Below are 12120 nucleotides of genomic sequence, written 5' to 3' on the forward strand. Positions count from 1 at the left end.
CGGCGCTCACCGCCGGGCCGCCGTCGTACCGGGACCTCAGCCGCGGTGGGCCGCACCGCCGAGCCGGGCCTGGCCGACGCCGTAGGGCGGCCGGGCCGCGACCGGGGAGGCGTCCAGCCGGGCCGTGATGACCAGGGTGCCCGCCTCGATCTGGTAGTCCAGGGGCAGCCCGAGACCGCGCATCGCCGCCACCATCCCGGTGTTGGACGCCTGGGTCACGGCGTACACGCTCTCGCAGCCCGCCTCCACCGCCATCGCCACCAGCCGGCCGAGCAGCTCGGCTCCGATGCCCCGCCGCTGCCACTCGTCCTCGATCAGGAGCGCGACCTCGGTCTCGTCGCCGTCCCACAGCAGATGCCCGAGGCCGACGATGCGGCCGGAGGCCGTCTGCACGGCGAGGGTCCGCCCGAAGCGCGGGCTGAGCAGGTGGGTCAGATAGCGGTCGGCGTCGCCGACGGGCCCGTGGTAGCGCAGGCCGAGGGTGTGCCTGGAGCACCGCTCGTGCATCGCCCTGGCCGCCGCCAGATCGCCGGTGTCCACCCGGCGCACCGTGATGTCGTCGCCCTCGGGCAGGGTCAGCACGTCCTGGCTGCGCGGGATCCGCGGACCGAGCCGGCCGTCCAGCTCCACCAGTGCCCTGGCCCGCGCGAACTCGGTCGGCGTGAACGGCAGGTACGGCCGTTCCACGGTGAGCACGCCGCCCTCCGGTGCCCGCAGCCGCATGACGGTGTCCTCGAGGACCCCTTCGACGGGCACGGGCTCCGGCCCGCGGCCCCCGCCGACCGGCGTGGCGGGCAGCGAGCGGATCGTGCACCGGCCCAGCAACTGCCGCAGAGCCAAAGGGAGTTCTGCCGCGTCGAGCGCGGTGCGCGCCGCCAGGCCGAGGACCCGCGTCGGGGCGTCCACCAGGTCGTGGGCGTCGGCCCGCTCGATCCAGGTGGACGCGCCGCCGGCCAGCGAGACGGCCCGGGTGATCTCGGCCGACGTGAGACCGTCGGGCGCCCGCAGCAGGAACTCGTCCACCGTGCCGTCGGCCAGTGGGTGGGTCTGCAGGCTCAGGATGTCGACCCGCCGCCCGGCCAGCGCCGCGCACAGCGCGGCCAGCGAACCGGGCTCGTCCTTCACCGTCGTGCGCATCCGCCACAGTGCGCTCGCCCGGGCCTCGTTCCGTGCCGTCGCGTCCGCCTCCTGCACGGGCCCGGCCGACCGCACCTCGGCGGCCGTCCGGGCACCGGTATCGTCGGCGGGCGGTGCGTGCCCGTGGCGTCGTGCCCACCATGTGTGGAACCCCGCCGTCGAGATCAGCACGACCGCCGAGATCACCAGCAGCGCCGGACCGTCGGGTCCGTGCCCGATCAGGTTCGCCACCGCGTCCGCCACCGCCACTGCCGTGAACAGGGCGGCGAGTTCGACGAGGTCCCGCCGCCAGTGGTGTACGGGCCGTCCGCGCCGGGCCCGGGTCACATGAGACATGTCTGGAGTCATGCAGCCACTGTGAAGGAACGGTGTTGCGTGATCACGAACGGCTTGTGTCCGATGAGTAAAGCATGCCTTCGCCCCTTTTGTTGCGCTTTATACAGTTGAGGGGCTCGGGCTTCCGGCCGGAAGGGGACGGTCACGTCCCCGCATCGGGCGGCCGCCTCCACGGCCGACGTGTCCCGCAACCGGCGGGCCCGGGTGGCCGGACGGGAGGAGCCGCCACGGTCGGCGGCGTCCGCCGGGTGCGGAACCCCGCCACGTGCCCCGGACCGCTCGGCACGGTCCGCCGCCGCGGTCGGCACGTCCCGGAGGCCGCGGGCCGTCACGGCCGGCAGGTCCCCGAGGCTGCGGGCCGCCACGGCCGAAGCCTCCGGGCGGGCGGTCGCGAGCCCCGCCGCCGGGACGGGGAGAGCGTGCCGGAGCACCCCCATATCGTCGCATGGGCGCCGGTGGCCGCGACCGTCCGTGCCGCCTCGGCCGGCCGCCGCGGCTGCACCGCGCCGGGGTCGAATGCAGGAGGCCGAACGTGCGGGGCGCGGCGGTCCCGCGAAGCCTTACTGGCCCACCCGGCCCGGCTGCAGGGTCTGCGTGAACAGCACCGTGCCGTCCTGCTCGCGCAGCCGTACCGTCAGTTCGCCGCTGCCGCCGTCGATGTCCACCTCGCCGAAGAACTGGTAGCCGCCGGCGGGCGACACGTTCGACGCGGTCGGCGCCTTCACGAACACCCGCTCCGGGCCGAACGTGTTGTCCAGCGCGTTGGCCGGGAAGGCGCCCGCGTTCAGCGGCCCGGAGACGAACTCCCAGAACGGTTCGAAGTCGGTGAACGCGGCCCGCGACGGCTGGTAGTGCTGGGCCGAGGTGTGGTGCACGTCCGCCGTCAGCCACAGCGTGCCCGTGATCCGCCGGTGCTTGATGAAGCGCAGCAGCTCGGCGATCTGCAGCTCACGGCCCAGCGGGGCGCCCGGGTCGCCCTGCGCCACCGCCTCGAAGTTCGGCTTGTTCTCCATCGGGTCGGGCACCACCAGGCCGAGCGGCATGTCCGCGGCGATCACCTTCCACACCGCACGCGACCGGGACAGCTCCCGCTCGAGCCACTCCAGCTGCTCACGGCCGAGGATGCCCTGCGGGTCCACCCGCTGGTCGTCGGTCGAGTTGGCGTTGCGGTAGGTCCGCATGTCCAGCACGAACACGTCGAGCAGGGGGCCCTGGTGCAGCACGCGGTGGATGCGGCCCTCCCGCGCCCCCGGGCGCAGCGTGGAGACCGGGAAGTACTCGCTGAACGCCCGCCGGGCGCGAGCCGCCAGCACGTCGATGCTCTTCTCGGTGTACCGGGTGTCGGTGGAGCCGATGACCTCGCCCGGGTACCAGTTGTTGCGGACCTCGTGGTCGTCCCACTGGATGACGGACGGCACCTGGGCGTTGAACCGCCTCAGGTTGTCGTCGAGCAGGTTGTAGCGGAAGTTGCCCCGGTACTCGGCGAGGGTCTCGGCGACCTTCGCCTTCTCCTCGGTGGTGATGTTCCGCCAGGTACTGCCGTCCGGCAGGGCCTGGGTGGCGGAGATGGGGCCGTCGGCGTAGATGTTGTCGCCGCTGCACAGGAAGAAGTCCGGGTCCAGCTTCGCCATCGCGTCGTAGATCCGGTAGCCGCCGCGGTCGGGGTTGATGCCCCAGCCCTGACCGGCCAGGTCTCCCGACCACAGGAACCGCACGCCGTCGCGGCGGTGCCGGGAGACCGTGCGGAAGGTGCCGGTCACGGGCTCGCCGGTGCGGCGCGGGTCGTCCGGATCGGCGAGGAGCACGCGGTAGTGGATCTGCTCGCCCGACGGCAGGCCGTGCAGCCGGGTGGTGCCGGTGAAGTCCGTGTCGGCGCCCAGCGGCGGGCCGTGCCATCTGCGCGGGTTGCGGAACGACTCGGTGGCCGAGGTCTCCACGATCATCCGGGCCGGCCGGTCCGAACGCACCCACACCAGGCCCGAGTCGGCGGTCACGTCGCCCGTCTGCACGCCCCAGCCCGCCTCGGGGCGCCCCGAGAGGGCGAACGCCGGTGCCGCGCCGAGGCCGGCCGGCAGGGTCAGGGCCGCCGACGCGGCGAGGGAGCCGCGCAGCACGCTGCGGCGGCCGGGGAGCGGACGATGGGACATGGCTGCGCCTCCAGGGAAGGGATCCGGCCAGTGTGCAGAGCCACACCTACTGGTGCGCTGCGGCGCGCACGCAAACCGCAAGTGAACAACGGGCCGTCCGGCGCCTGGTGAAATCCGGTCAGCCGGTCGGCCGGTCGGCCGGTCGGCCGGTCAGTCGGATAGCGGGTCGGTCGGTAAGCCCGATAGCGGGTCGGTCGGTCAGCCGGTCAGTCGGCGAGCGCCTCGGCCATCAGCCGTACGCCCGCGCGGATCCGGGCCGGCGGCAGATGCGCGTACCCGAGCACCAGCCGCACACCGTCCTCGTCGGCACGCGCGTGTGTGCAGGCACTGAGGGGGCGTACGGCGATGCCGGCGGCGGCCACCCGCTTCAGGAAGCCCTCCTGCGGGCCGTACCGTTCGGGGAGTTCGGCGATGGCGTGCAGACCCGCCGCGATGCCCGACACCCTCGCCTGCGGGAAGTGCTCGGCCAGGGCCGCGACCAGGACGTCCCGCCGCTCCCGGTAGGTGCGCTGGCAGCGGCGCAGCTGCCGGTCGTAGTCACCGCGTTCCACGAAGCGTGCGAACAGCGCCTGGTCCAGGGAGGGATGACCGAGGTCCATCGTCCGCTTCCGCGCCACGACCTCCTCCGTCAGGGCCGCGGGGACGAGCAGCCAGCCCAGCCGCAGTCCGGGCGCGAGGGACTTGCTGACCGAGCCCATGTAGGCGACGCGCTCCGGATCGAGGCCCTGGAGGGCGCCGACGGGAGCGCGGTCGTAGCGGAAGTCCCCGTCGTAGTCGTCCTCCAGCAGCAGGCCGTCCACCGACCGTGCCCAGTCGAGCAGTTCGGCGCGGCGGCGCGCGGAGTACGCGATCCCTGTCGGGTACTGATGGGCGGGCGTGGTCACCGCGGCCCGTACACCGGAGCCGCGCAGCGGGCCGAGGGCCAGGCCGTCCTCGTCCAGCGGCAGCGGTACGGTGCCCAGACCGGCCGCCGCGTACAGGCCGTCGTGCTGGGGGCTGCCGGGGTCCTCGACCCCGATCGTGCGCGTCCCGCGCGCGTGGAGCACGGATCCGATCAGGCTGCTCGCCTGGGCGACACCGGAGACGACCACGATCCGCTCAGGGTCGGCGACCACTCCCCGGCGGCGGGCGAGCAGCGCGGCGAGCGCGGTGCGCAGCCGGGGAAGTCCGCGCGGGTCGGGGTAGCCGAGTTCGTGGTGCGGCAGTTCGGCCAGCACGGCGCGCTGCGCGGCCGCCCAGGCGGCCCGCGGGAACAGCGACAGGTCCGGTGTTCCCGGGACGAAGTCGACGCGGGTGCCGGGGGAGCGCGGGGCGAGGTCACGCGCGCGGGGGTGGGCGGCTCGCACGGCGTCGCTCACCCAGGTGCCCGCGCCGCGGCCGCTGCGCAGATACCCCTCGGCCGTCAGCTGCTCGTACGCCTCCGTGACCAGGCCGCGCGACACGCCGAGGTCGGCGGCGAGATCCCGACTGGACGGCAGTCGCGTGCCCGGTGCGAGCCGGCCCGAGCGGATCGCCTCGCGCAGCGCCTCCTGGAGGGCACGGCCACGCGCGCGTGCCGGGGCCGAAGCCGCGGGCAGCAGCAGCTCCCACGCCGCCGATCCCGCAAGGCCGCCCGCAGTGGTCCCCGATGACGTCATGGAAGTGGACCTTAATCCGGACCGCCCCGCTTCCTAGCGTCACCGCCATGAAAGCCACCATCGTCCGCCCGCCGGACACGACCACCGGAAAGAAGCCCGAGACGACTCGCGGCGCCCTACTCGCCGCCCTCGCCTGCGTGCTCGTCGGCGGCTCCTTCACCGCCAACAGCGTCCTGGGCCACTACCCCGGCGCCGGCGGCCAGTTCCTGCGCTACGCCCTGGCCTGCCTGCTGCTCGCCCCGCTCGCGGGACGGGACGGCCTGCATCGCCTGCGGGCGCTCGGCGCTCGCCAGTGGGTCCGCCTCGCGCTGCTGGCAGGCATCGGCATGGTCGGTTTCAACCTGGCCGTCATCGCCGCCGAACGCAGCGCGGAGCCCGCGGTCCCCGGTGTCTTCGTCGGCTGCGCACCGGTCGTGGTGGCCGTCCTCGCCCCGCTCCTCGACGGGCGCCGACCGCAGCGCGCGGTGCTGTACGGCGCGCTGCTCGTCGCCGGCGGAGCGTTCGCCGTGCAGGGCTGGGGCCGCACCGACGGGCCCGGGATCGCCTTCTCGGCGTGCGCGCTGGCGGGTGAGGTGGGGTTCGCGCTGCTCGCCGTGCCGGTGCTGCGGCCGCTCGGGCCGCGGCTGCTGTCCGCGACCGTGTGTGCCGTGGCCGCCGTCGAGGCCGTGCTCGTCTCCGCGGTCCTGGACGGCGGGGCGTGGCTGCGCCGTCCCGGCGCCGCGGAGGCCGCCGCGCTGCTGTGGCAGGCGGCGGTCGTCACCGTGGTCGGCTTCGTGTGCTGGTACAAGGTCCTGAAGCGGCTCGGCGCCGAGCGGGCCACGCTGTTCTCCGGGCTCATTCCGGTGGCCGCCGCCTGTACCGCCCCGCTCGTCGGCACCGGTTCCTACGGGCCGGCGCAGGCCGCCGGGAGCGCCCTGGTGGGCACCGGGGTCGCCCTCGGCTCCGGTGCGCTGCGTGTGCGCCGGTCCGGCACCGGGGTCGCCCTCGGCTCCGGTGCGCTGCGTGTGCGCCGGTCAGCGGCTGCCGTCGAGGATGACGCGGGCGACGAGCGCCGGGTCGTCGTTCATCGGGCAGTGCCCGCAGCCGGGCAGCCGCACCAGCCGGGCACGGGGGATGATCGTCTTGGCGCGGACGCCCTGGCGGCGCACGAGGAGCCGGTCCCGGGTGCCCCAGGCCACGGTGACCGGGAGGCCCGGCACATCGTCGGTGAACCGGACGGTGCTGCCCGCCCGCAGGGTCGCGTCGAACCCGGTGGCGCCCACCAGGGCGAGCGTCTCCGCGACCACGGCCTCGGGTGAACGGCGCGCGGGGCGGCCGTAGATGGTGCTCGTCAGCGCGGTACGGCCGGCCGCCGTGCGCGACATCCGCTCCACCAGGGGCAGCGGGAGCCGCTGGGCGATGCCCCGCATCGTGAGCAGCACCGCGAAGGCGTAGCGCCGCTCGGCCTCCGTCCAGAAACCGGCCGGGGACAGGGCCGTGACGGACCGCACGAGCTTCTCCCGGCCCAGCTCCAGGGCCAGCAGGCCGCCCAGTGAGTTGCCCACCACGTGCGGGCGGTCCAGCTCCAGGGCCTCGAACAGGGCGGTCAGGACGGAGTTGGTCGTGGGCAGGTCGTAGTCGAGGCCGCTCGGCAGGGCCGGGGACGCGCCGAAGCCCGGCAGGTCCACGGCGATCACGTCGCGTTCCGTCGCGAGGATGTCCACGACCGGGTCCCAGGCCTGCAGGTGGTGCCCGATGCCGTGCAGCAGGACCAGCGGCTCGCCGCGTCCCACGCGCGCGTAGGAGACGGTCACGTCCCTCGGGCCGTGCGGGGTGGGGACCTTGAAGGAGACGGTCGCGGACATGGGGTGCTCCTCGTCTGGGCTGCTGACGGACGCCGTAGACAGTTTGTCAGCAGTTGCTACCGGCGGGTAGCCCCCGGTGGTCGTGGGTGTTGCCCGCGCCGGGTCTCAGCGGGCGCGGCGCACCTCGACGTTGAAGTCCGCGTGCCCGAACTTCTGGAACAGACAGAACCACAGCGGCAGCAGCATCTCCATGGCCCGCGCGGACCGGATCCCGCCCAGGTCCAGCACCCGCTCGGCCGGCCAGCCGAACTCGCCGAGCAACTCCGTCACCTGCCCCTTGGCGCCGGCGTCGTTCCCGCACACGAACAGATTGTGCTCGCCCGGCACGCGCCCCGGATCCACCATCACCTGGCAGTTGACGGTGTTCATCGCCTTCACCACGCGCGCGTCCGGGAACATCCGCTGGATCTGCTCGGCCACGCTGTCCGACTCCACCGGGTCCAGCCGCACCTGCCCGTCCTCGAATGCCAGGGGGTTGCACACGTCCACCACGACCTTGCCGGCCAGGTGCTCCGCCCCCGCGGCCCTGAGAGCGTCGAGCGCCACCCGGCCGCCCACCGCGTTCAGCACCACGTCGGCCGCCGCGGCAGCGTCCGCGAACGCGCCCGCATGTGCCCGGCCACCCACGGCCGTGGCCCACTCCTGACCGATCGGGTTGTCCTTCGTGCGCGATCCGAGGGTCACGTCGTACCCCAGCTCCACCAGTCTGCCGCCGAGTGTGCGGCCCACCTCGCCCGTGCCCAGCACCGCGTACCGCATCGGTCACCTCCTGGACCTCGGCCGCCGGCCACCGGCGGTCCGCGGTCATTGTGTTCCGGGCCGGTCCGGGACAGGCCGATTCCTCCTGGACACCGCCACGCGTGTCGGATGGGATGGGACGGTGACCGCCGACACCGCGACCGACGTTTTCGAAGAGCACCGATCCCTCCTCACGGGCGTCGCCTACCGCATGCTCGGCCGCGTCGCAGACGCCGAGGACGTGGTCCAGGACGTCTGGCTGCGCTGGTCCCGCGCCGACCGCAGCGAGGTCCGCGAACCGCGTGCCTACCTCGTGCGCATCGCCACCCGGCTGGCCATCGACCGGCTGCGCCAGGTGCAGACGCGCGGCGAGGCGTACGTCGGCCCCTGGCTGCCCGAGCCGTACGTCACCGACTTCGGCGACACCGTCCCCGACACCGCGGACCGCGCGCTGCTCGCCGACTCCGTCTCCCTCGCCGTGCTGGTCGTCCTGGAGTCGCTGTCACCGCTGGAGCGGGCCGTCTTCGTCCTCCGGGAAGCATTCGGCTACCCGTACGCCGAGATCGCCGCCCTGCTCGGCCGGGGAGAGGCGGCGGTACGGCAGCTCGCGGGGCGGGCCCGCCGGCACGTCGAGGAGCGGCGGCCGCGCTACGAGGTCGACCCCGCCCTGCGCCGCGACCTGACCGAACGCTTCCTCGCCGCCGCGGCCGAGGGGGACCTGGCGGGACTGCTGTCCGTGCTCGCCCCCGACGCCCGGCTGGTCGCCGACAGCGGCGGCAAGGCGAAGGCCCCCGTGCGCGTCCTGCACAGCGCGGACAAGGTGGGCCGCTTCCTCGTCGCCGTCGCCGCCCAGAGCCTTCCCGACCCGTCCGTCCGCCTCGTCGAGGTCAACGGCGGCTTCGCGGTGCTGACCCTGTCCGCGGGCAAGCCCGACACCCTGATCCAGGTGGACGTCGCCGACGGCCGTGTCGCCACCGTGTACCTCGTCCGCAACCCCGAGAAGCTGCGGTATCTGGCCGACCGCTGAGCACCGGCGCACCGCAGGCCCTCGTCGTGCGACGAGGGCTTTGCCGCGATGTCACACATGCGACCACGTACGAACGCCTCGTGAACGCTCCGCGGCGTGGTCCCTGTGCAGGGCCGCGGGGAACGAGGATTGGTCTTGACCAAGGGTGACGGCCGCCCTATGGTCGCAGAGAAGTGCAACAACCTTTAATAAACAAGGGCGCTAAAAACCGCCGGACCACGGCTCTTGTGGAGGACAGGGTGGGGACCACGCAGCTGGAATCGGTGCCGGAACCGAAGTACTGGCATCTCAAGACCGTGCTCAGTGAGGCACTGGACTCCGAGTTCTCGGTCGGTGAGATCCTGCCCAACGAGCGCGACCTCGCCGCCCGCTTCGGCGTGGCCCGGGCCACGCTCCGCCAGGCCCTCGAGCAGCTGGAGCTGGAGGGCCGCCTGCAGCGCCGCCGCGGCGTCGGCACGACCGTCGCGCCCCCGCGCGTGGGCGTGGCCGTCGGCACCCGGCAGCACGCCTGGCCCGGGGCGGCCGACGACGCCTGGCAGCCCACCGACAGCGTCCAGTCCGCGCCGCCCGCGGCCGTCGCCGCCGCCCTGGAGAGCGGTGCCGGCGAGCCCGTGCACATCGTGCGCCGCTCCCGGATGTCCCACGGCCAGCTCGTCGCCACCGAGCTGCTCTACATCCCGGCGGCCTCGGTTCCCGACCTCACCGCGATCGACGCCCCGTCCGGCCCGGCACGCGCGCGTGCGGTGCTGCGCGAACTGCAGCGCCTGGACCTGGAGAGCCAGGACCGCGCCGTCGAGCTGGGCTCGGCCCGCGCGGACGACGCCAAGGACCTCGACCGGCTGCCCGGCGCCCCCGTCCTGGTCGTCACCACCCGGTTCTTCGCCGAGGGCCGCACCGCGGCGCTCTCCGTGGCGACCTACCGGGCCGACACCTGCCGCCTCACCTTCGGCGACTCGCCCGGCGTGGAGATACACCACGACCCCGAGCAGCGGGCCTCCTGAGCCTCCTCACCCCACCGCGCCCCGGAACTCCGCCGGGGCGCGCGGCGTTCTGCGACCGACCGGAGAGCGGGCGGCCGATCCGGCGTGGTCCGGGTTGTCGTCGGGTGGCCAGCTGATCCAGCGGTGTCCGGGTCGTGGCCTGATCTGGCGGCGTCCCGGTCGTGGCCGGGTCGGCGGCGGCCGGTCTCTCTCCCCCCCCCCCGCAGCGTCCGCATCGGTCGGCAGAGACGCTTTCGCGTCGGTCGGCGGAGCCGCTTCCGCGGCGGGCGGTCCCGCAGCGTCCGCGTCGGGCCGGCAGACCCGCTTCCGCATCGGTGGCGGTCGGCTCAGCGCCGCGCCGTCACCGTCCCGTCCACTGCGAACAGCTGCTCCTCGACATGGTCGAGGGCCAGCCGCAGCGCCCCGGTGGGCACGGCCGCCTCACCCAGCAGGGAGAGCGTCACCCTGGGCGGGCGCAGGCAGTAGCGCGCGAGTTCGCGGCGCAGCGGCTCCAGCACTCCGTCCAGGCCGGCCGCCCAGCCGCCGATCACGACCAGCTCCGGGTCGAGGGCCAGCACCAACGCGGCCACGTCGTGCACGAGCCGCTGGATGAACCGCTCCACGGCCGCCCGCGCCCGCTGGTCGCCCTTCCGCGCCAGCGCGAACACCTCGGCGACCGCCGGCTCGTCCAGCGGGTGCAGCGGCTCGTCGGTGGTGGACAGCAGCGCCTCCGGCGTGGCCTCCCGGCCCAGCAGGTGCAGCGCGCCGATCTCCCCGGCCGCCCCGCCGTACCCCCGGTGCAGCCGCCCCCCGATCAGCGAGCCGGCCCCGGGACTCAGTCCGGCGAGCACGAACACCACGTCGTCCGTCTGGGTGGCCGCGCCCTTCCAGTGCTCGGCGACTGCGGCCGCGTTGGCGTCGTTCTCCACCAGGACCGGGCACTTGAAGGAGCGGCTGAGCCGTTCACCGAGCCTGAGGCCCGTCCACTGCGGCAGGGCGGTGCCCAGCCGGACCGTTCCGTCGGCCTCCACGATGCCCGGTGTGCCCACGCCCACCGCCCGCAGCGAACTGCGCGCGACCCCGGCCCGGCGCAGCAGCTCGGCGACAGCCCCGCGCAGCCGGTCCAGCCGCTCGTCCGCAGGAGCCGTCTCGTCCACCTCTTTGGCCTGCGCGCCCAGCACCCGTCCGTCCAGGTCCGACAGGAGCGCCGCGACCCGGTGCGCGCCGATCTCCAGGCCCAGCAGATGCCCTGCCTCGGCCCGGAACCGGAACCGGCGGGCGGGCCGCCCCTGGCGGCGTGCGATGCCCTCCTCGGCCGCCGTCTCGACCACGAGCCCGGCCTCGATGAGCCCCTCCACGACCCCCTCGACGGTCGGCCGGGACAGTCCGGTGACCCGGGTGATCTCGGTGAGCGTCGCGCAGTCCGTGGCACGCAGCGCGTGCAGCACCACCGCGGAATTGATCCTTCGCAGCAGCGAGGGATCGCCGCCGGTCAGCTGCGCCACCGTCCGTCCTTCCAGCTCGCGGGCGTGTTGGGGCGGATCGTACTCGGCCCGGACCACCCCTGCGAGTGCCGGGGACCGCCGACCCGGCGGTCCCCGTGGATCAGCCCGGCGCGACGAATCCCGACTCGTACGCGGCGATCACCGCCTGGGTGCGGTCGCGCGCCCCCAGCTTGGCCAGCACGGCACTCACATGAGACTTCACCGTCTCCGTCCCGACCACGAGCCGGGCGGCGATCTCCGCGTTCGACAGTCCGCGCGTCATGAGCCGCAGCACCTCCTCCTCCCGCTCCGTCAGCCCGGCCTCCGACAGCGGGGCACGGGCCGCGCGGTCCCCGTCGCCGTACCGGGCGGCGAGCCGGCGTACGGAGGCGGGGAACAGCAGTGACTCGCCCTCCGCCACCAACCGCACCGCATGGACGATCTCGGCCGGCCTGGCCCGCTTCAGCAGGAACCCGTCGGCACCCGCGCGCAGCGCCTCGTACACGAACTCGTCGTCCTCGAAGGTGGTCACCACCAGGATCCTGGGCGGCGCGTCGACCGTGCGCAGCACCGCGCGCGTGGCCTCGATCCCGTCCATCAGCGGCATGCGGACGTCCATCGCGACCACGTCCGGGCGCAGTCGGCGTACCAGCGGGATGACGGCCGCGCCGTCGGCCGCCTCGCCCACCACCTCGATGTCGGGCTGCGCCTCCAGCACAGCCCGAAGACCCGCGCGGACGAGGGGCTCGTCATCGACGAGGAGAATGGTGACCGGCATCCGGCCAGCGTA

9 protein-coding genes and 1 pseudogene are annotated in these 12120 nt (G+C 74.3%); 3 read left to right on the plus strand and 7 right to left on the minus strand.

Features of this window, described 5'->3' with window-relative positions:
* Positions 1-36: 36 nt before the first annotated feature.
* The 3 genes from AB0H32_RS22380 to AB0H32_RS22390 all read right to left on the minus strand — a co-directional run bounded on the left by AB0H32_RS22380 (position 37) and on the right by AB0H32_RS22390 (position 5257).
* Positions 37-1485 carry a GNAT family N-acetyltransferase gene (locus tag AB0H32_RS22380; RefSeq protein WP_361123342.1) on the minus strand — a complete coding sequence of 483 codons (1449 nt, stop codon included), beginning with the start codon at positions 1483-1485 and terminating at the stop codon, positions 37-39.
* A gap of 548 nt (positions 1486-2033) precedes the next feature.
* Positions 2034-3620 carry an alkaline phosphatase D family protein gene (locus AB0H32_RS22385; protein ID WP_361123345.1) on the minus strand — a complete coding sequence of 529 codons (1587 nt, stop codon included), beginning with the start codon at positions 3618-3620 and terminating at the stop codon, positions 2034-2036.
* 206 nt (positions 3621-3826) lie between these two features.
* Positions 3827-5257, minus strand: a complete 1431-nt coding sequence (locus AB0H32_RS22390) for a PLP-dependent aminotransferase family protein (protein WP_361123348.1) — start codon at positions 5255-5257, stop codon at positions 3827-3829.
* 47 nt (positions 5258-5304) lie between these two features.
* Here AB0H32_RS22390 and AB0H32_RS22395 point away from each other — a divergent pair.
* Positions 5305-6183: pseudogene (locus AB0H32_RS22395) on the plus strand (DMT family transporter); the annotation flags it as partial.
* Between the two features lie 87 nt (positions 6184-6270).
* Here the strand turns inward: AB0H32_RS22395 and AB0H32_RS22400 are convergent.
* Positions 6271-7101: an alpha/beta fold hydrolase gene (locus AB0H32_RS22400; protein WP_361123351.1), complete on the minus strand. Its 831-nt coding sequence runs from the start codon at positions 7099-7101 to the stop codon at positions 6271-6273.
* A 105-nt stretch (positions 7102-7206) separates the two neighbouring features.
* Positions 7207-7860, minus strand: a complete 654-nt coding sequence (locus AB0H32_RS22405; RefSeq protein WP_361123354.1) for an NAD(P)-binding domain-containing protein — start codon at positions 7858-7860, stop codon at positions 7207-7209.
* Between the two features lie 121 nt (positions 7861-7981).
* Here AB0H32_RS22405 and AB0H32_RS22410 point away from each other — a divergent pair, with 121 nt between their 5' ends.
* Both AB0H32_RS22410 and AB0H32_RS22415 read left to right on the plus strand, forming a co-directional pair.
* Complete coding sequence (locus AB0H32_RS22410) at positions 7982-8866, plus strand: RNA polymerase sigma-70 factor (protein ID WP_361123357.1); 885 nt, start codon at positions 7982-7984, stop codon at positions 8864-8866.
* Between the two features lie 239 nt (positions 8867-9105).
* On the plus strand, positions 9106-9867 hold the full coding sequence (locus AB0H32_RS22415; protein WP_361123360.1) for a GntR family transcriptional regulator: 762 nt from the start codon (positions 9106-9108) through the stop codon (positions 9865-9867).
* 326 nt (positions 9868-10193) lie between these two features.
* Here the strand turns inward: AB0H32_RS22415 and AB0H32_RS22420 are convergent, their stop codons facing one another.
* Together AB0H32_RS22420 and AB0H32_RS22425 are read right to left on the minus strand one after the other, a co-directional pair.
* Positions 10194-11351 (minus strand): ROK family transcriptional regulator, encoded by a 1158-nt coding sequence (locus AB0H32_RS22420; RefSeq protein WP_361123363.1) that lies wholly within the window; start codon positions 11349-11351, stop codon positions 10194-10196.
* Between the two features lie 100 nt (positions 11352-11451).
* On the minus strand, positions 11452-12108 hold the full coding sequence (locus AB0H32_RS22425; RefSeq protein ID WP_361123366.1) for a response regulator transcription factor: 657 nt from the start codon (positions 12106-12108) through the stop codon (positions 11452-11454).
* Positions 12109-12120: the final 12 nt, after the last annotated feature.

It is taken from the genome of Streptomyces sp. NPDC020362 (assembly GCF_040642095.1).
Taxonomy (GTDB): Bacteria; Actinomycetota; Actinomycetes; order Streptomycetales; family Streptomycetaceae; genus Streptomyces.